This window comes from Ruegeria sp. AB6 (assembly GCF_056542685.1).
In genome coordinates this window covers 201,837-223,710 of record NZ_JBQGAD010000005.1, presented here as the reverse complement: position 1 = coordinate 223,710, position 21,874 = coordinate 201,837, and the positions used below count along the sequence as shown (strand labels likewise).

Annotated in this window: 15 protein-coding genes; 10 read left to right on the top strand and 5 right to left on the bottom strand. The window is 57.2% G+C overall.

All coding sequences use genetic code 11. The features are described from left to right. Positions 1-101 precede the first annotated feature (101 nt). Positions 102-1,352 (bottom strand): ABC transporter substrate-binding protein, encoded by a 1,251-nt coding sequence (locus ACR0DB_RS12710; protein ID WP_480551318.1) that lies wholly within the window; start codon positions 1,350-1,352, stop codon positions 102-104. Between the two features lie 353 nt (positions 1,353-1,705). On the opposite strand from ACR0DB_RS12710, the gene ACR0DB_RS12705 reads away from it, so the two are divergent. From ACR0DB_RS12705 to ACR0DB_RS12695, 3 genes are all read left to right on the top strand, one after another. Beyond that, positions 1,706-5,254: an adenylate/guanylate cyclase domain-containing protein gene (locus ACR0DB_RS12705; protein ID WP_480551316.1), complete on the top strand. Its 3,549-nt coding sequence runs from the start codon at positions 1,706-1,708 to the stop codon at positions 5,252-5,254. 29 nt (positions 5,255-5,283) lie between these two features. Continuing rightward, the gene (locus ACR0DB_RS12700; protein ID WP_170773377.1) at positions 5,284-5,541 is read left to right on the top strand and encodes a DUF4242 domain-containing protein; all 258 of its coding nucleotides are present in this window, start codon (positions 5,284-5,286) and stop codon (positions 5,539-5,541) included. A gap of 91 nt (positions 5,542-5,632) precedes the next feature. Continuing rightward, positions 5,633-7,048, top strand: a complete 1,416-nt coding sequence (locus tag ACR0DB_RS12695; protein ID WP_480551314.1) for an FAD-binding oxidoreductase — start codon at positions 5,633-5,635, stop codon at positions 7,046-7,048. A gap of 9 nt (positions 7,049-7,057) precedes the next feature. Here ACR0DB_RS12695 and ACR0DB_RS12690 read toward each other — a convergent pair whose 3' ends face one another. Together ACR0DB_RS12690 and ACR0DB_RS12685 are read right to left on the bottom strand one after the other, a co-directional pair. After that, entirely contained in the window at positions 7,058-7,789 is a 732-nt protein-coding gene (locus ACR0DB_RS12690) for a response regulator transcription factor (RefSeq protein ID WP_170773373.1), read from the bottom strand. Beyond that, complete coding sequence (locus ACR0DB_RS12685) at positions 7,786-8,976, bottom strand: GAF domain-containing sensor histidine kinase (protein WP_170773371.1); 1,191 nt, start codon at positions 8,974-8,976, stop codon at positions 7,786-7,788. Before ACR0DB_RS12685 ends, ACR0DB_RS12690 begins: the two co-directional genes overlap by 4 nt. A 224-nt stretch (positions 8,977-9,200) precedes the next feature. On the opposite strand from ACR0DB_RS12685, the gene ACR0DB_RS12680 reads away from it, so the two are divergent. The 5 genes from ACR0DB_RS12680 to ACR0DB_RS12660 are packed head-to-tail and all read left to right on the top strand — an operon-like array spanning position 9,201 to position 14,489. Then, positions 9,201-10,214 (top strand): substrate-binding domain-containing protein, encoded by a 1,014-nt coding sequence (locus ACR0DB_RS12680; RefSeq protein WP_480551311.1) that lies wholly within the window; start codon positions 9,201-9,203, stop codon positions 10,212-10,214. A 3-nt stretch (positions 10,215-10,217) separates the two neighbouring features. Next, complete coding sequence (locus tag ACR0DB_RS12675) at positions 10,218-11,690, top strand: sugar ABC transporter ATP-binding protein (protein WP_480551309.1); 1,473 nt, start codon at positions 10,218-10,220, stop codon at positions 11,688-11,690. Then, positions 11,687-12,613, top strand: a complete 927-nt coding sequence (locus ACR0DB_RS12670; protein ID WP_170785822.1) for an ABC transporter permease — start codon at positions 11,687-11,689, stop codon at positions 12,611-12,613. Before ACR0DB_RS12675 ends, ACR0DB_RS12670 begins: the two co-directional genes overlap by 4 nt. Then, entirely contained in the window at positions 12,610-13,587 is a 978-nt protein-coding gene (locus ACR0DB_RS12665) for an ABC transporter permease (protein ID WP_480551307.1), read from the top strand. Before ACR0DB_RS12670 ends, ACR0DB_RS12665 begins: the two co-directional genes overlap by 4 nt. Beyond that, positions 13,584-14,489 carry an SMP-30/gluconolactonase/LRE family protein gene (locus ACR0DB_RS12660; RefSeq protein WP_480551305.1) on the top strand — a complete coding sequence of 302 codons (906 nt, stop codon included), beginning with the start codon at positions 13,584-13,586 and terminating at the stop codon, positions 14,487-14,489. Before ACR0DB_RS12665 ends, ACR0DB_RS12660 begins: the two co-directional genes overlap by 4 nt. Positions 14,490-14,502: 13 nt before the next feature. Here ACR0DB_RS12660 and ACR0DB_RS12655 read toward each other — a convergent pair whose 3' ends face one another. Beyond that, entirely contained in the window at positions 14,503-17,193 is a 2,691-nt protein-coding gene (locus tag ACR0DB_RS12655) for a DUF6493 family protein (protein ID WP_480551303.1), read from the bottom strand. Further along, entirely contained in the window at positions 17,190-18,524 is a 1,335-nt protein-coding gene (locus tag ACR0DB_RS12650; protein WP_480551301.1) for an SWIM zinc finger family protein, read from the bottom strand. The genes ACR0DB_RS12655 and ACR0DB_RS12650 overlap by 4 nt, the downstream gene beginning before the upstream one ends. A gap of 296 nt (positions 18,525-18,820) precedes the next feature. Between ACR0DB_RS12650 and ACR0DB_RS12645 the strand changes: the two genes are divergently transcribed. Continuing rightward, entirely contained in the window at positions 18,821-20,560 is a 1,740-nt protein-coding gene (locus tag ACR0DB_RS12645) for a type I secretion system permease/ATPase (RefSeq protein ID WP_480551299.1), read from the top strand. Next, positions 20,560-21,873: an HlyD family type I secretion periplasmic adaptor subunit gene (locus tag ACR0DB_RS12640; protein ID WP_170773363.1), complete on the top strand. Its 1,314-nt coding sequence runs from the start codon at positions 20,560-20,562 to the stop codon at positions 21,871-21,873. The genes ACR0DB_RS12645 and ACR0DB_RS12640 overlap by 1 nt, the downstream gene beginning before the upstream one ends. Position 21,874: the final 1 nt, after the last annotated feature.

The window sequence follows — 21,874 nt, the reverse complement described above, 5'->3', positions numbered from 1 at the left end:
GCGTGCCCTCCTCGTTCCAGAGTTGGTGTTTTGGGGCTTATCCTGCCCCTTTCAAGACAGGGCGGCCAGGCAGCCGCCCCGTCAGAAGGTTCAAGTCGGGATTACTTGGCGATGGAAACCGCGTCGACCAGTTCGGTCACAGCTGTTTCACTGTCATACTCGCCGTTGAAATGCGCCGTCACGACGTCATAGACCGCGTTTTTCACCGAAGCCGGCGCCGCGTGGCCGTGCGCCATAGAACCGAACAAGTTGCCCGACGATGCAGCGGCGGCCAGATCCTTCATGCCTTGCTGACCACAAGCGTCTAGGTCGCTGCCATCCACGTCGGTCCGGGCCGGAACGGAACCCTTCACCTTGTTGAATGCAATCTGGAAGCTTGGCGACAGAATGGCGCTGGCCAACGCGGCCTGCTCGGCTGAAACCGAACCGCCTTGGTCGAACATCATGAACTGGTCGGCGTTGAAGGTGACCTGGTCCTGCGTGCCGGGGAAGCGGAAGCACAGGAAGTCCTGACCCGGAACTTTGCCCGCGTTCAGGAATTCACCCTTGGCCCAGTCACCCATCATCTGGAAACCGGCCTCGCCATTGATCACCATCGCGGTGGCAAGGTTCCAGTCGCGGCCCGAGAAGTTCTCGTCCACATTGGCGGCGATGAAGGACATGCGATCGAACGCTTCTTTCATAGCATCACTGCCCAGCGTTTCTTCGTCCAAATCAATGAACGCCGCCTTGTAACCGTCCGCCCCCAGGGTTGACATCGCGATTGCGTCAAACACGGTTGCGTCTTGCCAGGCCTGACCGCCATGGGCGATCGGGGTGATCCCGGCGGCTTTCAGCGCTTCGACAGCCGCGACGAACTCGTCCCAGTTGGTGGGCTGGGCGATACCGTTTGCATCCAGGACCGCCTTGTTTGCCCACACCCAGTTGGTCGAATGCACATTGACCGGAGCCGAAACCCACTTGCCGTCATGCTTGGCAAAAGCCTTCAATGCGTCTGGCACCACATCGTCCCAACCTTCTTTGGCTGCAACTTCGTTCAGGTCCGCCAATGCGCCCTGATCGGCCCAGTCCAGAATGTCGAAACCCAGTGCCTGAACGGCAGTCGGGGCATTCCCGGCTGTGACACGGGCACGCAGAACGGTCATCGCCTGCTCACCACCGCCACCGGCGACAGGCATGTCGGTCCAGCCGATACCCTGCCCGGACAGGTCGTCTTTCAGAACATTCAGTGCGGCGGCTTCACCACCGGACGTCCACCAGTGCAGAACCTCAACCTCTTCCGCCTGCGCCAGGCTGGTGGTGCTCAACAGCCCTGCCACAATCAGAGATTTTGTTTTCAGTAAGTTACGCATTTTCTTTCCTCCCAATATGCGATCTTTTTTGCACGGCCCCTTTTCGGGGTCCCATTCTTCCGTCTTGCGGCCATCCTCCAACCGCACATTCACCCGAAACGTTTATTGCGTTTTCTCGGCGAAATACTCCCAAACACTTAAGTTCATTCTTACCGAAGTCCCGGCCAAAGTGAATGTCAGCGCTATCATTGATCAAGGAACCGGCTTCGTCCAGTGTTTTGAACGCCAAAGTCAAAAGAAGGGTTTCAAATACCCGAGTCTTTTCGATCGTTTAGTTCGGGCACATGGCAGGGCCGCCAGATCGAAACGTCGCTTGGCTTGATCCGTGGGCCAATAGTCCGCATGATCACGAAATGAGTTTTGAAGTCACGTCATGGCTGAAAGACCTTGGAATGGAGCAGTATGCTGACACGTTCCTGCAAAATGACGTCGATGCACGTGCCCTACCGCTGCTCTCAAATGAAGACCTCAAAGAACTTGGCTTGTCCCTTGGCCACAGGAAGATCGTCCTTGCCGCCATAGCAAAGTTGGATGGCAACCCCGGATTGCCCATCACAAACGCCCCACCAGATGGAAACAAACCCGGTGAAACCGAAACCCGAGCACCAACTGCCGAGCGACGCCATCTGACCGTGTTTTTTGCCGATCTTGTCGGATCGACCGAATTGACAAACAAGTTCGATCCCGAAGATATGCGCGCCTTGTTGCAAAGTTATCAAGACAGTGTCGCTGGGGCAGTGACGCGTTTTGGTGGCTATGTCGCCAAGTATCTGGGTGATGGGTTGCTGGTCTTTTTTGGTTGGCCACAGGCCTATGAAGACCACGCCATCCGTGCGGTGAAGGCGGGATTGGATTCAGTTGCGCACGTGAAAATCCTGAAAACCCCTGACGGCGAGCCTTTGTCCGTTCGGATCGGTATCGCAAGCGGTGACGTGGTCGTAGGCGACGCCGTTGGTGAAAATACCTTCGAAGAGGGCGCGATGACCGGTCCGGTTCTGAACCTGGCGGCGCGGTTGCAGGAAAACGCGCAGCCGAACACGGTGGTAACTACAAGCGAGGATTCTGATGCCAGCCTGCGACGGGTCTTTTCGATTTCCTCACTTGGCCCTGTTTCGCTAAAGGGCTTTGACACCCCGCGTACCTTGCTGCAGGTCACGGCCGAGCGCAGCGCCGACAGCCGTTTTCAGGCGTTGCATCGTGAAAGTGAAAGCTCGGAAATGATCGGGCGGGACTTCGAAAAAGGTATCCTGCATCAAACTTGGCAACGGGCCTCTGCCGGGCATGGTGAGGTCGTCCTGCTGTCTGGCGAAGCCGGGATCGGCAAATCCCGCCTGACGGAAGAGTTTCTGAGCGGCGGCGACATCGCTGCGACGGCAGACGTCTTACGACTGAATTGCTCGCCCTATCTGACCAGCAGCCCCTTTCACCCGGTGACCGAGCGCATCTCGCAGGATGCAGGTGTCGGACCGGACTTAAATGACGATCGGGTGGTAGAGCTGGTCCGCGCCATGCTTGAGAAACGCGAGGGGATCGAACTGGATCACGTCCTGCCAGTTTTTGCGGCACTGGTCGCCCCACACAGTGATGTGGCCGAAAAGATTCTTGACCTGTCACCACAGGAACAGCGGGATTTGACCATCCAGACGTTGATCGACACGGTCAAAGCCCGCTCAACTGTGCGACCGGTTGTATTGTGTGTTGAGGACGCGCATTGGATTGACCCTTCGACAAACGCCTTGCTGGAAAGGTTCAAGTCCATCTGCTCGGACCTGCCATTGATGATGTTGATCACTCACCGCCCCGGCTGGGATCTTGCACGGGACGAAGGGGAAGCACACACTCAAACCCTACACCTGCGCCGCTTTGATCCAGACCATGTGGCGAACTTGATCCGCAATGTCTCGGGCAAGACCCCCGACACCGATCTGGTTCAGCTGATCATAGAAAAGACGGACGGCGTCCCACTGTTCGTCGAAGAACTTACCCGCGCTTATCTAACCACAGGTGGGCAGGGTGCAGTGGCTGTTCCTTCGTCACTAAAAGGCGCGTTGATGGCGCGGTTGGATGCGGTTTCATCAGACGCGAAACAGGTGGCACTGACAGGCTCGGTGATCGGGCGCGAGTTTGAACCTGGCCTGCTGCGTGCAGCACTGACGGATGCCACGGTCGACACCGCAAAGGGCCTGGACGAACTGTGCAAAACCGGGCTTGTTTTCGAAAGCGGCAACTCCAGAGGTCATTTCGTTTTCCGTCACGCACTGATCCGCGACACTGCCTATCAATCCATGCTCAGCACAACTCGGCGGGCGCAGCATGCCCATGTTGCCAAGGCGTTGGCAGCGTTGCGGTCCGCCGAGATTGAACGTCGACCTGAACTTGTCGCCCGACACCTGACCGAGGCCGAAGACTGGAGTGCGGCGTTCAAAAAATGGCAGGCGGCAACCGAAATGGCGCTGGCTCGTTCCGCCAGTCACGAGGCAATGACTAACGCGCACGAGGCGCTGAATGCAGCACGGAACCTTGAGGGCGACAATCAGTCCGAAACAATCCGGGCAACTGTTCTTGTCGGGCGCAGCTTTGATAGTTTGGGACAGCTACCCGAAGGCATTGCGGAACTCAAAAGCGCCTCGGACGCGGCAAATGCCCTTGGGGATGTCGAATTGGCCGCCGACGTAGCCCTGCATTTTTCGGATTCCTGCATGATGGCTGGGCAACGACATGGCGAAGTGATTTCCCTGTGCGAGGCCGCTTTGAAAAACCTGCCCGCGCAAGACGAAAGACGCCAGTGCCAGCTAAAAAGTCAGCTTGCCCGTGCCTGTCTGTTCCTTGGTCAAGCCTCAGAGGGTGCCCGATACGCCCAGGAATCGATGGAGCTTGCCGCCAAGCTGGGAGACAACAAATCCCAGTTCTCGGTCATGATGATGCAATACGGCGCGCCATTTATCGCAAGACCCGCCGACGAAAGGCACAAATGGCGGGAACATCTGGACAAGATGCACGAAGTAGCGCAGCATCTTGGCTCGATTGATCAGGGTCGGGACCGCACACTCAGCCTGTTTGTTGGGGCCGAAATGGCTGACCGGGCTCTGCTGGACCGGTCATTGAAACTGCTGACCGAGGTCTCCCAGAAAGACAATCACTTGCAGCTCTATTGGGTTCAGACCCATGCCCGGGCAATGATAGCGATCATGGAGGGCGACTTTGGCAAGGCCGAAAAGCTAGCTACCGAGGCGGTGAAAATCGGCCGCAAAACCCACGGGAAACATATCGAAGGCGTGTTTGGCGTTCAGATGTTCACCCTGCGCCGAGAACAAAGCCGTTTGCACGAAGTGGCTCCGGTCATTAAAAAACTGATGGATGAAAACGCTGACGACATGACCTGGAAGCCCGGTTTTGGCGTCATCGCAGCTGAACTGGGGTTTCATGACCCCGCTGAACGCATCCTGAACGAGGTCGCCGAGAGCGGATTTTATCTGCCGTCAGACGCCATGTATTCGACCACATTGTCCTATCTGTCCGATATTTGCGTCGCAGTCGGTCATACCACGCACGCGCAAACGCTGTTCGAGATGTTGGCCCCTTACGAAGACCTCACCATTACCGCTGGGGCAACGACGGTATGTACTGGCGCGGGTGCGCGACGGTTGGGAAATCTGGCTGCATTGCTTGAAGATTGGCCAACTGCAGAACGGATGTTTACCAAGGCAATCCAGATTGACACGGACATGGATTGCCCGCCCTGGGTGGCACACAGCAAAGCCGCCTATGCGGCGGCTCTGCGCAGGCTTGGCGGCAAGGACAACCTTGAACAGGCCATCCATCTCGAGGCCGAGGCGTTGGCAACAGCTCAGAAATTGAGTATGGTTTCCCTTAGGGAAAGGCTTGAAGGAACTGCAAGCTGAACCCTGTTTTCATTTCCTGGGGGGGAAATATGCCAAGATATATTATTGAACGTCAATTCGCCGAACAGGTAAACCTGACCGAAGGCGACAAAGCACATATTAAAGAAATAAATGACGAAGAAGGGATCGAATGGATCTTTTCTTTCCTCAGCGCGGACAAGCGCAAGACTTATTGCCTTTACGAGGCCCCTGACGAAGAAAGCCTGAGACAGGCCGCCAAACGGCTGAATATTCCGGCAGATGTGATTACTCCGGTAGATCGCATCGACCCCGGCGTTTTTGCCTGAGTTCTCGCAAACGACAAAAGGCGCGTACCCGCCGGACAACAGGCGGGGCACAGGGGCAAGAAACCTTCCTTGAACCAGGAAGGAATTTAAGATGTTTGACGTCAAGACATTGGACGGCAGCGCCGCTCGGATCGAGCGCGCTGCCTTGGACACTTTGAACGCAACGCTGCGCGGCGGCGTCCATTTGCCCGGCAGTCCCGAGTATGATCAGGCCCGCACAACCTGGAATAGCATCGTGGAGCGGCACCCAAGTTTCGTGATCCGCGCGCTTGGGTCCAGTGACGTGCAAAAAGCGGTGAATTTCGTGCGCGAGGCCGGGTTGACCATGTCCATTCGGTCGGGTGGTCACCAGATCGCGGGCCATGCTGTCGCCGACGATGCGGTTATGTTGGACCTGTCGCAGATGCGTTCGGTACATGTGGACCCGGTCAACCGAACCGCGCGCGTAGAACCCGGCGCCGTACTGGGCGATGTCGACCGTGAGACACAGGCCCATGCGCTGGCTGTGCCATTGGGCATCAACTCGACCACCGGAACGGCTGGTTTGACACTAGGTGGCGGCTTTGGCTGGATCACCCGGAAATTTGGGATGACCATCGACAACCTGATCTCTGCCCAAGTTGTAACCGCCGAAGGCGAAATCGTCACCGCATCTGCCAAAAGTCACCCTGACCTGTTCTGGGCCCTGCGGGGCGGAGGTGGCAACTTTGGCGTCGTCACATCGTTCGAATTCCAACTGCATCCGCTGGGCCCCGATGTCTTGTCAGGTTTGGTCGTTCACCCGATCGAAGCGGCCCCCAACCTACTGCCGGAATACGTGAAAATCGCGGATACCGCGCCGGATGAACTGACGGTCTGGACCGTGATGCGCAAGGCCCCGCCTCTGCCCTTCTTGCCCGAAGAATGGCATGGGCGCGAGGTCTTAATCTTTGCCGCGTGTTATGCCGGACCAATGGCCGACGGCGAAAAAGCTATGGCCGGCTTGCGCGGTCTTGGTGATCCGATTGCAGATGTCATCTCGCCCCATGCATTCGTGGACTGGCAAGCGGCCTTTGATGGGCTTTTGACGCCCGGCGCGCGCAATTACTGGAAAAGCCACGATTTCAGCACGCTGACATCCCACGCGACATCCGACCTGCTTGCCGCAATCGCCACGCTACCTGATCCGGCTTGCGAAGTGTTCATCGCACATGTAGGCGGTGCCATGGCGCGGGTACCCGCGGATGCAACGGCCTATCCCGAGCGCAGCGCTCATTTCATCATGAACGTTCACACCCGATGGGAAGATCCCTCAAAAGACGATACCTGCATCAGTTGGGCGCGGGCGTTGTACGATCAGATGGCACCTCACGCCACAGGCAGCGCCTATGTGAACTTCATGCCCGAAGATGAGGCCAATCACATGGCTGGTGCCTATGGTTCCAATGGCGCAAAACTGGGTCAAATCAAAGGACAATACGACCCGCAGAACCTGTTTCGGATCAACCACAATATCGTGCCAACCTGAGCGCAGATTTCAGAGCGACAAGGCAGAGCGCGCCAGCCACGCGCTTAGGTCCTTTTCAGCAGCGACGATGGCTTCGTTGTTCAAAATCTGCGAGGTTATTGCCTTGGACACGGCGCGCACGCGTTTGTTGATCGCAATATCTCCGGCTTCGATCAGCAGGTCGTTGACGTCCAGCTTTTCGTAGATCGACAGCAAACGGTTCTGGATAGTGCGCAATGCCAGTTTCCGGCGGGCGGCAATGGCCTTGTCAGGAAGACCCAGTGCAAGATCGGTCAGGATCGCTAGTTCGACCTCGGTCAGCGCCTCGCCCGACCGGCTTTGATCCCGCTGGATTTGGTGAATCTCACGGTCGACCATGATCTGGGCTTCCAGCAGGACCGCCCTCAGTGCCAAATGCATACGCGATGGGCTGGCGGTTTTCAGAACATAGCCATACGCGGCCTCTTTCGGGACGATCCGGGCGATGCCGCGCAGATACGCCTCGTCCGAATAGTTCGACCAGAACAAGATGCGTGTTTCCGGTCGCTCGGACCATATGGTGCGGGCGGCCTCAATCCCGTTGCGCTCTTTCATGCGCAGGTCCATGACGATGGCTTCGACACCATCTTCGCGGGCCTTGACCTCGCCCTCGCGTCCGTTGGCCGCCAGACTGATTTCGGACGCTTCAGGCAAAGCCTCTAGAACCAACTCTTTGAGGTAGTTGGCGTGCATTGCGTCATCTTCGACCAGAAGAACCTTCATGCCACTTCCTCTCTGCCGCGGCATTCCGACACCGGGAGCCTGACGCTGATTTCAGTTCCTTCGGCGTAGCGGATATCAAACTGTGCCGCGATAAGCCGGGCACGGGTACGCATATGGGTCAAACCGCCAGAAACTTTACCTGTTTCAATGGCTGCCGAACTGGCCCCATCGTCACGTATCGATAGATGCAGCCCGTCACGGCACTCGATCTCGACCAGAATGGAAGACGCCCGCGCGTGCCGCACGGCATTGTTGATCGCTTCTTGCGTGATGCGGTACAGCGCAATTCGTTTGGTCTGTGGCAAATCGTCAATCAACCCTTCAGACAGGTCGCGCACATCAATGTCGATCTCCTGATCCGTTCCGACAGCCCGTTCAAGATGCGTGCGCACAGCGTGCTGGAACCCGAACAGCTCCAGCAGGGACGGGATCGAAGTGTCGATAATCTCGCGCAGCCCCTGGATGCAGGTTTGCATCGACCCGCGCACAGCTTCGATATCTTTCTGAGTTTTGCAGCGCTCAAGCTCTCGGCTGATCCGGGTCATATCGGCCAGCGTCTGGTCGTGCAGATCCATACCGATCCTCTGCCTCTCAAGCTCAAGCGCGTCGGTCAGGCTCAATGCACCCAGACGCAACCCTTCTTCACGCGCCTGCAATTCCGCGCGCATGATCGCTTCGCGCCGCGATTGTTCGTTGGCTCGCAGCGCATAGAAATAGGGGGCAAGAATATCGGCGATGTTGCGAACCTGTTCGACCGCCTGGTCATCGTAGAAATCCAGCTTCTGCGACGAGCAGTTCAAGGCACCGATCGTGCGTCCCAGCACTTTCATCGCCACGTTAACGCGACTGCGCATCTGATGTTTGATGATCGGCTCGCAATCGGCCCCTTCGAACACATATCGCGGGTCTTCCAGCGCGTTGCCGGTCAACATGCTGTCGCATTCCCCCCGCAGGATATCGCGCACCGGAGAAACCTCGACAGGCGCGCGCGTGCGGCTCCAACTGGTGCGCAGACCGACCTCGTAGCTGGTGTTCCAGTTTCCCTTGTCGTCAACCAGGCACACGTCAAGGTGATCAACCTGCAAAATGCGGTCGATCTCGGACTTGACCGAGCGCAAAGCGGACTTGATGTCGAGGTTGCCTGCCAGGTGATTGGAAATCCGCAGGTAATAGGCAAGATCGGCCATGGACGCACTTTCGAAAAACCGGTCCGCGGCGACCGGCACAACACAGTATAGAAGTCCGACCCCACCCTGTCATGCGGATCACCGCAATAGTTTTGCGGGAACCCGCAATCTTTGCGCGCATCCTACTCTTACACTTTTGCCCATTGCGCGGAATCCTCTCGCTGCCTGCCGGATTGAGCGGGCCCGATGAACGTGCGGCGGAGGGGCCGCCCAGGGAGGAAACTATGACACTCAAGGCAATCATGCTTGGCGCTGTCGCCGGGATTACCGTAATGGCGGCCACCGGTGCCACCGCAGACACATCCGACAAACGCATCGCGCTGTCCAACAACTATGCCGGAAACTCATGGCGTCAGGCCATGCTGGAAAGCTGGCAGAAAAATGGGGATGCAGCCGTGGCCGAAGGCTTGGTTGCCGCAGCGGATGCCTTCACCACCTCTGAAAATCAGGCGACCGAACAAGCTGCCCAGATTCAGAACATGATCCTGCAGGGCTATGACGCCATCGTCATTAACGCAGCCTCGCCCACGGCAATCAATGGCGCGGTCAAAGCTGCATGTGACGCGGGCATCACCGTTGTCTCGTTTGACGGGATCGTGCAAGAGCCCTGCGCATGGCGCATCGCCGTCGACTTCCAACAGATGGGCCGCGAACAAGTGAAATACCTGGCCGAGCGCTATCCCGATGGCGGCAACCTTTTGGAAATCCGTGGGCTGGCCGGTGTCTTCGTCGATGATGAAATCAGCGCGGGTATTCATGACGAGGTAAAGAACTCCAACTTTGAGATCGTAGGTTCGGTTCATGGCGACTGGGCGCAGGACGTTGCGCAAAAGGCCGTTGCGGGCATTCTGCCAAGCCTGCCGGAAATCGTCGGTGTCGTGACCCAAGGTGGTGACGGCTATGGCGCCGCACAGGCCATTGGAGCCACCGACCGCTCGATGCCAACCATCGTCATGGGCAACCGTCAGGACGAATTGCAGTGGTGGGCCGACGAAAAAGCCGCCAACGGGTATGAAACCACGTCGCTGTCGATTGCTCCGGGCGTCAGCACGCTTGCTTTCTGGGTCGCGCAACAGATTCTGGACGGAAACGACGTGCCCAAGGACCTGACCGTGCCTTTCCTGACCATCACCCAGGACGAATTGGAAGAGTCGCTGAAAACCACGCCCAAAGGGTCGGTCGCCAACGTTGAATATACGTTGGAACAGGCCAAAAACGTGATTTCGTCGGCTCAGTAGTCAATGAGCGATTTACACACGATACCCGGCGCAGTTTCTGCGCCGGTTGTCTCTCTGGACGCGGCCCATATGTCTTTTGGGCCCGTTCACGCGTTGCGCGCAGCGACGCTGGAAATTGCCGCGGGCGAGTGTATCGGATTGGTCGGCCACAATGGCGCGGGCAAGTCGACACTGGCCAATGTAATCAACGGGCGGCTGTCCCCCACTCAGGGCGCTGTGACCTACCGCGCCGGGGATGCCACGTTGACCAATGGACAAAAAGCGCAGGCATCCGGCGTGCGCAGCGTGTTTCAGGAGCTGTCGCTCTGCCCAAACCTGACCGTGCTGGAAAACCTACGCATTCCATTTCGCACCATGCCACGCAAGAATTGGCGACGCGTGGCGCGGCAGAAAATGCAGGACGCGCTGGATCTGGTTTTTCCCGGCCACGGCATCAAACCAAGTGCCACTGTCGGCAATTTGACCATTGCCGAGCGTCAGATGGTCGAAATCGCCATCGCCTTCGCAGACCGCGACAGCGAACCCAGCCTTGTTATTTTGGATGAGCCGACCTCGTCACTTGATGCGGCCATCGCGCAGCAGTTGCTGGATCATATCAAACGCTTTTGTACCGAAGGTGGCGCGGTGCTGTTCATCTCGCACATGATGGGCGAGATTTTCGATGTGTCGACCCGGATCGTGATCATGAAGGATGGTCAGATCGTGGATGACCAACCTGCCCGAAATTTCACCCGCGAAAGCATTGTGGACGCTATGGGCCACGTGGCACCGGATGACACCGATACCGGTGCAACCCGCACCGCCAAAACGCTGGGCGCCGAGGTTGTACGCGCAGAGAATGGCCTGAACGCCCGTCAAGGTGAGATCGTTGGCTTGGCCGGTCTGGCCGGTCATGGGCAAGCCGAAGCGCTGGCGCAAATCTTTTTCGACCATTCTTCGGTCTGGAAATCCTCGGGTAATCCCGAAGTGGTCTTCGTCGCGGGTGACCGTACGCGAGATGGGGTTATGCCGCTTTGGTCGATCCTCAGAAACCTGTCTTTGACCACCCTGTCCGAATTCAGCAACCGCATTTTGGTGGATCGCGGAAAGGAATCCGATCTGGTTCAGAACTGGAAACAGAGGATTGGAATTCGCACCGACAACGTATCGAACCCCATCCTTTCTCTTTCTGGGGGGAACCAGCAAAAAGTTCTGTTCGCACGGGCCTTGGCCTCGTCCGCGCCGATTGTAGTGATGGACGACCCCATGCGCGGTGTCGATGTGGGCACCAAGAAGGAAGTCTATCAAATGATCCGCGACGAAGCCGCCAAGGGGCGCAGTTTCTTGTGGTATTCCACCGAGACGGACGAGATTCTGGAGTGCGACCGGGTGTTTGTCTTCCGCACCGGGCATATTGCAGCGGAACTCAGCGGGGATGAGATCACCGAAGAGAACATTCTTGCCGCCTCATTCGAAATGCAGGAGGCCGCAGAATGACCGGGGATCGTCTGCGTCTCGCCCTGCCCGTTTTGTCGCTGGCCGTGCTTTTGGGGGCTGTCTTCTACCTGCAACCGCGCGCTATGAGTTATTTCGGTCTGAACCTGCTGTTCAATCTGGCGATTCCGGTCGCCTTAGCGACCATCGCCCAGATGATGATCATCATGGTCAACGATATCGACCTGTCGATTGGTACATTTGTCAGCTTCTGCGCCTGCGTGACTGCTACGTTCGTTCACGACACACCACTGATCGGCTATGCCATCCTGGCGGCGGCCATTCTGGCTTATGCCGGTTTGGGCGCTCTGATCCAGTTCAGGGGGTTGCCTGCCATCGTCGTAACTTTGGGTATGTCTTTTGTCTGGGGCGGGCTGGCAGTTTTGATCCTACCTTCTCCCGGTGGCGCATCGCCGGAATGGCTCAAGACGTTGATGAGTTACAAGACACCTCTGGTCCCCATTGCTGTGGTCGCACCTTTAGTTATCGCATTGGTGGTACACCTGCTGATCAAACGATCCTGGGTCGGCGTGATCCTGCAAGGGGTCGGCGGCAATGACCGCGCGATGGAGCGCGCCGGGTGGTCTCTGGTCAAACTGCGCGCGTCCGCATACGGGCTGGCCGGGTTGTTCGGCGTTCTGGCCGGAATGTGCCTTGTCGGTCTGACAACGGCAGCGGATGCCAACATTGCGCTGAGATATACTCTGCTGTCCATTGCCGGTGTCATTTTGGGCGGGGGCGAGTTTGTCGGTGGACGCATCTCTCCGTTTGGAGCGGTGATCGGCGCTCTGACCTTGACCCTTGCAGCCAGTTTCCTGTCCTTCTTGCGCCTGTCGCCTGACTGGCAGATCGGAGCGCAAGGGGCGATCCTAATCCTTGTTCTGGCGGTGCGGCTGCTCTTCGTTCGGAAGGAGGCTGCGGCGTGACCGATAATACCTCGTCCACCGAAGAGCCCTTGAATCCTGTGCGGATCTTGTTCTCAAAACCCTGGATCTGGGCCTTTGTGGCCGCCGCCCTGACTTTTGCGGCAACCAGTCTGGTAGCCGGTTCCGGCGCTGGGTCGCTGTTCTATGCCGCCCTGACATTTGCCGCTTTTTCCGCCATCGTCGGGATTGGGCAGATGCTGGTGATCACCTTGGGTCCCGGCAATGTTGACCTTTCGATCCCCGCATCAATGACATTGTCGGCGACGCTGGCGTTGAAATTTATGGATTCGGAAACCGCGCTGATCGTACCCGGTCTATTGGTTGCAATCGGCGTCGGCATTGGCTGCGGCCTGGTGAATTTCGCCTTAATCCTGTTGCTGCGTATCCCGCCAATCATCGCGACCTTGTCTGCCTCTTTCCTCTATCAGTCACTGGCCATCTGGTCGAACCGAGGACTGCGTATCAAACCGCCCGAGCCGCTAGCTGATTTCGCAACCGGCGGAGCGCTGGGAATTCCTAATGTCGCCGTGATTGGCATCCTGCTGGCGATTTGCGCCTGGGTTTTGCTGGAACGGTCGATCGCGGGGCGGTGGATCTCGGCGATCGGTCAGAACCTCCGCGCCGCACGGCTGAGCGGTGTTCCCGTCAACGTCGTTCGCTTTGGCGTCTATGTCAACTCGGCTGTCTGTGCTGCGCTGGCGGGGTTTCTTCTGGCCAGCTTCTCGGGGGGCGCCAACCTGAATATGGGGACTGAATACATGTTGATGTCCATTTCGGTCGTCGTGATCGGCGGGTCGTCTATTGGTGGCGGAAATTCCAACGTGCCCGGTATCTGGGGCGCCGCTTTGTTTATGTTTCTCATCGTCTCAATGCTGAACTCATACGGATTAGGAGCTGGCGTCCGGCTTATATTGACCGGCCTTGTCATCGTCGGAGTCGTCGCATTGGCCAGCCGTAAAGGATATGACGTATGACTTTTTCGCAGACCTACGACATCATCCGGCCGGAGTTCCGCGATCTGATCCATAGCAATATGGGCCTTGCGCGCATCTCATCGGGGCACCGCTGGACAGAAGGGCCGGTCTGGTTTCCCGCACATAACCTGTTGCTGTTTTCGGATATACCCCATGCCCGCATCTACCAATGGACCGAAGGTGGTGGGGCAAGTGTGTATCGTCAGCACTCCGAATATTCCAATGGCAACACCCGCGATCAGAACGGTCGCCTTGTTACTTGCCACCATGGAAGCCGCTCGGTTGTGCGCACGGAACATGACGGCACACGGCAGGTGATTGCCGAAAGTTACATGGGCAAGCGCCTGAATTCTCCTAACGACGTGGTGGTTCGCTCGGACGGGTCCATCTGGTTCACGGACCCGACCTATGGCATTCTGTCCGATCTGGAAGGGCATCAGGCCACCCCGGAACAAGAGGGTAGTTTTGTCTATCGCGCCAGCCCGGATGGGCAGGCACTTTCGGCGGTTGTCACCGATTTCGTTCAGCCCAACGGACTTGCCTTTTCGGTGGACGAAAACCGGCTCTATATTGCGGAGTCAGGCAGCAGCCACGACCCTGAAGTTCCTTCAGTGCTACGAGCGTTCGACGTAGACACGGATGGTAATCTGAGCGGCGGTCAAGAGTTTGCAACCATCGACAACGGATTGCCGGATGGGTTGCGGGTGGATCGCCACGACAATATCTGGTGCTCGGCCGCAGACGGGGTGCATGTCTTTTCGAAGGCAGGAGATTTGCTGGGTAAGATCCTAGTGCCCGAAACGGTTGCGAACCTAACATTCGGGGGCACGCGCGGGAACATGCTGTTCATAACGGCCTCGACCTCTGTCTATTCGATCTTCGTCAATTCCGCCGCGGCCTGACGGGCTCAAGGCCCTATAGGCTATGAAGCTTCAACAGTTTCTTTGCAAACTTACCGGTCTTTCCGCCAGCTTTGATCGCCGCCAAAGCTGCTGTAGACTTTGGTGCTGTCAAACCAGACCCTGACAGCACACAAAGCTCATGGAGCAGTTCCAGAATTCCGCCCAAATCGCGCGGAAGCGTGTCGGGCAAGTCATACAGCATCGCTGACAAAGCTTTTTGAACCTCATGCGCGTGCATTTTGGATAGCTCAGAGACTTGCGCCATGCGTTTGGTCCAGCGCCGCAGGGGGAGCGCTCCGAAAAAGACCAACTCGCGCGCGGCGTCGGCAAATTCTTCGGATTGAAATCTGCCCTGCGCAATCAAGGTTGCGATTGAGTCACCGGTGGTCATTCCGATACCTTCATCCGCACTTGCCAGATACCACGCCAACATCGCATGGGCCATTTTACCCGGCTGCAATCCGGGGCGAAAAAACGAGTCCAGATAGGTCAGGCAATGGTGCCGCGTCAGCTTTTGATCCAGTTCCAGATCGAAAATACCGGCAACAAAATACAACTCTGGCTGCGTTGGGTTCATCAATACTGCCCACGGGTTCAGTCCTAGCAGCCAGCTGGTACCAGGATCGCTTCCATAGCAGTGTTCGAATTTCGCAGGCAGGGCAAAACCCAAACTCGGATCAACATCACCCGGCATTTTCGGTAAAATAGAGACGTTGGGCTGCGGCCAGAAATACTCGTCGATACGCCGGATTTTGGCCGTGAAACGATACTCTGCAGGAGTACCCAGACCGGGAATAATACCCCCAACCAAACGCTGGATATTGGGGTCGGCCTCAATCGGTCGGCGCCCCTGCCAGGCCATAGCCCAGAGTTGGCAATCTGTCTCAGGCCTGAACTCACCGCCCAAGGCATATCCCAACGCACGCTCTGCTTCGGTCTGCGGGTTTAGAGCCGCCAACGCCTTTTCGCGCCCTTCCGACCCCAGTCGCAGGATCGCAAGCCTGAAATCCATGGCCCCCGGCCGAACACCCAGGCCACGGTAATGTTCCAGCCTGTCAATCAAACGCAATGGGTCAACACATCCGCGATTGTCGGAAGGGGCCGAGAGCATCGGAACCGAATGGCCCGCCTGAACGAAAGACAACAGCTCTTTGGCGCGCGCCGCGAATATCCCTTCGAAACTATGGGGCGAAATACCCAAGGGTTGGTGACCGGAATATCGTGGCTCTAGATAGGGTTGCAGTTCGGCATCGAAATCGGACCTGTTGGCCCAGCTCAATCCCGCAACCGAAATAGGTCGCTGAAAATACTTACCCGGACTAAAACCGCCCTCGAGATCGCGCGTTCTGATCTGATTTGCCCGCTTTTTTAGAGGGCCAAGTAGCGGGGCAGCCTCGGCTCCGAACCGCGCTATTCCATCAAATGCCTGCTCGATCAGGAAGGGGTCATGGCAATTCTCCAGGAGGGCCAGATATGCCGAAACCGCCTCATCTACGGAGGAAACAGGCTCAAACGGCTCAGGTCTAGGAACGGGAAAGTCGGTGATTTCCGCTTTGGCCAAAGGTGCGGTGTCAGCAAGCCGCGCGCGGACCGTCGGCGTCACCACATCCAGATAGTCCGCGATCGTCGTCTGAACCGCGGCATTATGCATCTGACCGAGGCTTTCTATCAGATCCACCGCCCGCGTTTGCACATCCCCAACCTCTGATATCAAAGACGAGGTGGCGGTTTCGGCAATTTCGGCCACCCTATCCGGAGTGCGTTTGGCGCAGGATTTCAATAGACCTAACGCATTCAAAGCCGTCGATTTCTGGCGGCTTTGCAAAGCAGGTTCAATCGCGTCGAGCAGGGCTTTGGCGTCAAGTTCACCACATCGGTCGGCGCGCTTCAGCGCCTTGACCGCAATCGCCACTGTCGGGGGAACCGCACTATTGAGGAGGCCGAGGTACTGATCCACGCGCTCAACGATTTCAGCATCGCTCGGTTCTAGCGCTGTATGAAACCGCGAGTACCAACCCGCGCGAAACTGCGCAAAATCCCGCTTCAGGGCCTCTAGTGAGCTATCCAACAAGCGCTGTCGGTCCAGGTCACCGTTTTCGCTCAGAGCTCGCAAAACATCCGCCCATCCTGCGCGGGGTCCTGAATATTTGTCATGCGCAGCAAGGCTGAGATCACCACCGCCTTCAACCTCGAAGAACCGCCAGACATCCTGAGACAAAAACTGATCCCGCGCGTTGTCGGGAACGCCCGCTTGAATGGCGTAGTAGCCAAGAATATAGGCGTCCGTCTGGGGGATTGAGCACAACCGTTTTCGGTTCAACAAATGTACCGCGTCGATCAGGCGGGGATTGTCTTCAACCGCAGCCTCGGCCCAGGCGTCGATCCAACTGAGCTTAAGCTGCGCAAACACTTCGTCCAAAGGAAGGGATTGCGGCAAGATACGCCAATCCCCACAGGCATATTCCGAGGGTCTGGCGGTGGCAATCACGGCGATCCCCAATGCTTCGCCGTCTTTGGCAAATGCTTTGAGCGGCTTTTGGCCTTTCATCTGCGCTTCCCACCAGACCTTTTCATAAGCTTTTTGCGTCTTCAGCGCATGCCGGGCAAATGGCCTTCGATCCGCCTCCGACATCTTTGCGAGGGCCTTTAGAACATAGCGCGCAGTGCGCGTTGTAATCAGGGTCAGAAACTCCTGTTCAGTCACGCTTGGCGCTCCATCATCAGTTCGACGGCTAAAATGTGTTTGCAGGGACCACGCGTATGGCCATTAGCAGCAAACCACGGGCATGTGCAGCTGTGCCCGTCCTCGGCAAAGCGAACCTGATGCGTAACATCGCCACTTTTCACATCCGCATAGTTTTGGGACAATGCGACCGCTCCGTTGTCCGCCAGGTTTGCGGCGGCTTTCAGCCTTGGATTCAAAGATCTGACGCGCTCGAAGCCAAAGGGGAGTTCTCGGTGAAACCAGGTTTGCGACCAAAGATCATAACCTACACGACCCAACGCAGCCAATTGGCACAGCGCGATGTGCACCTCGTGCGGTGAGGCGTTGATGAGGGGTGCCAGGATATTGGGATCAAGCCGGTCCTGCCAGTTCAATTGCGCGGTTACTGCAGCCGTTTTCTCGGCCTCGGTCGTGAGGTCAGAGAGCAACTGCCCGTCGCCTGAAAACCCGCGCCAAGGATCTGCATTCAAGACCAGACACAAACGCTGCCCAGCAAAATCCAAAACCCAGGCCGAACTTTTCAGACCTTCGTTGACAAAAACACGCAGTGTCTTCGCCTTGGGAGCCAGAGACAGCAACACGTTTAACCGATGACCACCGCGCAACGGCACGCTACCCAGCGAAGCTCGGGTTGTTGCTCTGACCCGTTGCCCCTGAGCCGATACCCAAACCAGATGATCCGATTTCGATCGCGGCAAACTGCGCAAAAATTTCTGTGCTGGTGTCGGGGCCAATGAAAGAGCGGGTACCATACCAGCCATATGGCTCTGCACCTCGACAAATCCCTTCAACCAGCGCAAGGGAAGCGGTACTTTTCGTTCGACGAGCCGGTTTTCATCATGTGTCAGGGCCACGGCTTTGGGCCCAATCGAGATCTGCAACTGGCTGTCGGGCGAAACCTGGGCCAGCATAGCCCTCAAGTTGGGGCCAAAATCCACATTGGTTGTCCCTGTGCGACGCTGTTCGGCGTCTAGCGCGGCCTCATCTATGTCCAGACGGGCATAGGTGCTGCAACAAGCTGAAAACCCCTCAAACCGCACGGTTTCGTGCCCTACTGTGACCACTGGGTCCGCTTCGCGCAGAATCCGGGCCAGCATCGCGGGTGGGACGTAAAAGCGGCTGCCGACGATATCGGAAACCGCGCGCAAAGACCTAGCCGTGATCAGAGGGTGTTTGGCGTGTGCGATCAGGAAATCCTGAGAAGCATCTGGATCGGACTGATCAGCCACCAGACTCAGCTTCTGCTGAGATGACATTCCGGTCAGAGATGACCGGCCCGCATAGTGATACGTGTAGTCGAGTTCTCTCATCTCCGGATACCGGAACTTAAAAACTAATCAATTTGTTCCGATTCATCGTAGACGCCGATTGCACCGCTATTCAACTGACCGAAACGGCCCGAGGGCGTCGTGAGACATTATCGCCGCAATTCCGGAATCGTCAGGGGAGCAACGGCGTCTGATCCGCGGCGGTCCGATCATTCCCATCACTGTGTGTTTGATGTAGCTTTTGCGGCAGTGTTCCGCTCTATCTCACAACCCATGCATTTTAACTGTCTTTGTGGTGCGTTAGAGTCAAAACAGCATTGTCGTCGAAAGTCCTACTCGTGAAGCCAGCAAGCCGTTTCTCTCAACCTCCACAACACGAGCTGCGCAAAGTTCGCAATCAGGGATCAGCCTTTCTGACGCTCGCCTTCTTGTTCAGCATTTTCGTGAATCTGCTGATGCTGACCGGACCGTTGTTCATGCTGCAGGTTTACGACCGCGTTCTGGGGTCGCGCGCGGTCGAAACATTGACTGCTCTTTTCCTGTTAGTGGCGCTTTTGTACGGGTTGATGGCAATGCTGGACTATGCCAGGGGCCGTATCGTGGCCCGTTTTGGTGCCCGATTCCAGTCGACCCTGGACGAACGTGTGTTCGAGGCGACGTTACAACGATCTTTGAATCCTCAGGTCCGGGCTGCGCCTTCAACAGGTTTGCGGGATTTGGAAGCCATTCAAAACCTCTGCTCATCGCCGGTATTGTTGGCTGTGATGGACATTCCGTGGACACCGGTTTTCATGGCTGCCATCTTCCTGTTCCACCCGATGCTGGGATGGCTTGCCGTAGGCGGCGGAGCATTTCTGGTGACTATAGCATTGCTGAACCAAGCGCTGACACGGCGCAAGGTGGCCACGGCGCAATCGGCTTCGGCACAGGCGAATTCCTTTTCCGAACACGCGCGGCAAGCGGCGGAAATTGTACGCTCTCAAGGGATGCAGAAGGACATCATTCAGCGTTGGCAAAAACAACGCACCAATGCATTGCATCAGACAATCGCAGCCAGCGACTGGACTGGCAGTTTTACCTCACTGACCAAATCACTGCGACTGTTCCTGCAATCCGCTATGCTGGCTTTGGGAGCCTGGCTGGTTCTGCGCAACGAGTTGACACCGGGCGCGATGATTGCTGGCTCTATTCTGCTGGGTCGCGCGCTGGCTCCGATCGAGCAGACAATTGGCCAATGGGCGATGATCGAACGTGCCCGAACAGCCTGGGGGTCTCTGAACGAGTTTCTGGATTCAACTCCACCTGAAACGCCTCGTACCAAGCTGCCTGTTCCCGAGGCCCGGTTGACGGCCAAGGGACTAACCGTCATTCCACCGGGTGCGGAAAAACCAACTTTGCGCAACATTTCCCTAAACCTGTCACCGGGCAGCGCTCTGGGTGTGATCGGGCGCAGCGGTTCGGGCAAATCGACACTAGCCAAAGCCTTGCTGGGATTGTGGCATCCGGCGGTCGGCGAAATCCGCTTGGGCGGTGCGACGTTGGATCAATACGACCCGACCGATCTGGGCCAGCATATCGGCTATCTGCCGCAGACCGTGACCCTGTTCAATGGCACTGTTGCGGAAAACATCGCACGAATGTCGGAAAACCCGGACGCCGAGGCCGTGGTTGAAGCTGCCCGAAAAGCGAACGCGCATGAGCTGATCCTAACGCTGCCAAAAGGCTATGACACGTTTCTTGAAGGCAACGATAGCCAGCTTTCAGGTGGTCAAAAACAGCGGATCGCTCTGGCGCGCGCCCTCTACGGGGACCCGGTACTTTTGATTTTGGACGAACCGAACTCGGCCTTGGACGCCGATGGGACAGAGGCGCTGAACACCGCAGTGCGCGGCTTCAAGGCAGCTGGGAAATCCGTGATAATCATGACGCATCGTCCGCAGGCAATTTCGGAATGTGAAAACCTGATCGTTGTCGAACGTGGACAGATCATCAAGTCCGGTGCCCGCGACGAGGTGCTGGGAGCCATGGTCCAAAACGCTGGTGCGATCAAACGCGGCCTCAGTCAGGCGGGGAATTGATGCAAAAAAGCAGCTCTGATACGCGTCCTGTTTGGCGCATCACATTTCCGGCGATGGTGGGGTTTGTCGCCTTGGCCATTCTGGTTGGCGGTTTGGGAATCTGGGCCGTACAGACCCGACTTGCAGGGGCCATTATTTCGCAGGGGACGATCGAAGTTCAAAGCAACCGGCAGGTCGTTCAGCACCCCGACGGCGGCGTGGTCGGAGAGATTTTCGTGCGCGACGGTGACGAGGTTCAGCAGGGCGATCTGTTAATCCGGTTGGACGGTACTTTTCTGAAATCTGAGAAAATCATCGTAGAAACTCAACTGTTCGAGCTTTTGGCCCGCAAAGCCCGACTGGAAGCAGAACGTGACGGCATCCCGGCACAGGAGTTGCGCGCACGTCTGGACGAATTGGAACGGCAAGAGGCCATCGAACCCGAACTAGTCGGCGGCCAGCAACGTTTGTTCGAGGCCCGGTTGGACACATTAAGTCAACAAGCCGAGCAGCTCGGGAAGCAACGCATTCAGACGGAAAGCGAGATTGAAGGTACGGAGGCTCAGCTTATCTCTCTGCGCCGTCAAGTCGAGTTGATCCGGGAGGAGCTGGAAGATCAGCAAAGCTTGTTCGATCGGGGCCTGACACAGGCCAGCAGGGTCTCGGCGCTGTTGCGGGAAGAGGCCAGCCTGACCGGGGATATCGGCCGGTTAGAGGCCAATATCGCCCGTTTGCGCGGGCAGATCGCGGCAACCGAGATCCAGATTGTCGAGCTGAAAGCAGCCCGCCGAGAAGAGGCGATATCGACCCTGCGCGATGTTCAGGCACAGATCGCTGAACTGGCCGAGCGACGCCTGTCCCTGACCGTGCGTCTGTCCAGGCTGGATATTCGCGCACCGGTGACAGGGGTCGTCTATGGCAGTCAGGTTTTCGCGTTGCAATCCGTGGTCCAACCCGCCGAGCCTATGATGTATGTGGTGCCCTTGGACACACCTTTGCTGGTAGCCTCGCGCGTGGACGCTATTCATGTCGATCAGCTGCACGTGGGACAGCCTGTCCTGCTGCGATTCACCGCGTTCAATCAGCGTGAAACACCAGAAATCGAAGGGCAAGTCATCAACGTTTCGGCTGATGCTTTTACCGATGACAACACCGGGCTGACCTTTTATCGCGCCGAAGTTGTACCAAATGAAGGACAGCTTGGCCGTCTGAACGGTCAGGAACTGCTCCCCGGAATGCCCGTCGAAACCATGATTAAAACAGATGAGCGTACGCCTCTGTCCTATCTGGTCAAACCATTGTCGGACTATTTCAACAGGGCGTTCCGGGAATAGA

What these genes read in the sequence shown, in the direction of transcription:
- ACR0DB_RS12710 (WP_480551318.1), bottom strand. Translation starts at nt 1,352, where the DNA reads ATGCGTAACTTACTGAAAACAAAATCTCTGATTGTGGCAGGGCTGTTG.
- ACR0DB_RS12705 (WP_480551316.1), top strand. Translation starts at nt 1,706, where the DNA reads ATGAGTTTTGAAGTCACGTCATGGCTGAAAGACCTTGGAATGGAGCAG.
- ACR0DB_RS12700 (WP_170773377.1), top strand. Translation starts at nt 5,284, where the DNA reads ATGCCAAGATATATTATTGAACGTCAATTCGCCGAACAGGTAAACCTG.
- ACR0DB_RS12695 (WP_480551314.1), top strand. Translation starts at nt 5,633, where the DNA reads ATGTTTGACGTCAAGACATTGGACGGCAGCGCCGCTCGGATCGAGCGC.
- ACR0DB_RS12690 (WP_170773373.1), bottom strand. Translation starts at nt 7,789, where the DNA reads ATGAAGGTTCTTCTGGTCGAAGATGACGCAATGCACGCCAACTACCTC.
- ACR0DB_RS12685 (WP_170773371.1), bottom strand. Translation starts at nt 8,976, where the DNA reads ATGGCCGATCTTGCCTATTACCTGCGGATTTCCAATCACCTGGCAGGC.
- ACR0DB_RS12680 (WP_480551311.1), top strand. Translation starts at nt 9,201, where the DNA reads ATGACACTCAAGGCAATCATGCTTGGCGCTGTCGCCGGGATTACCGTA.
- ACR0DB_RS12675 (WP_480551309.1), top strand. Translation starts at nt 10,218, where the DNA reads ATGAGCGATTTACACACGATACCCGGCGCAGTTTCTGCGCCGGTTGTC.
- ACR0DB_RS12670 (WP_170785822.1), top strand. Translation starts at nt 11,687, where the DNA reads ATGACCGGGGATCGTCTGCGTCTCGCCCTGCCCGTTTTGTCGCTGGCC.
- ACR0DB_RS12660 (WP_480551305.1), top strand. Translation starts at nt 13,584, where the DNA reads ATGACTTTTTCGCAGACCTACGACATCATCCGGCCGGAGTTCCGCGAT.
- ACR0DB_RS12650 (WP_480551301.1), bottom strand. Translation starts at nt 18,524, where the DNA reads ATGAGAGAACTCGACTACACGTATCACTATGCGGGCCGGTCATCTCTG.
- ACR0DB_RS12640 (WP_170773363.1), top strand. Translation starts at nt 20,560, where the DNA reads ATGCAAAAAAGCAGCTCTGATACGCGTCCTGTTTGGCGCATCACATTT.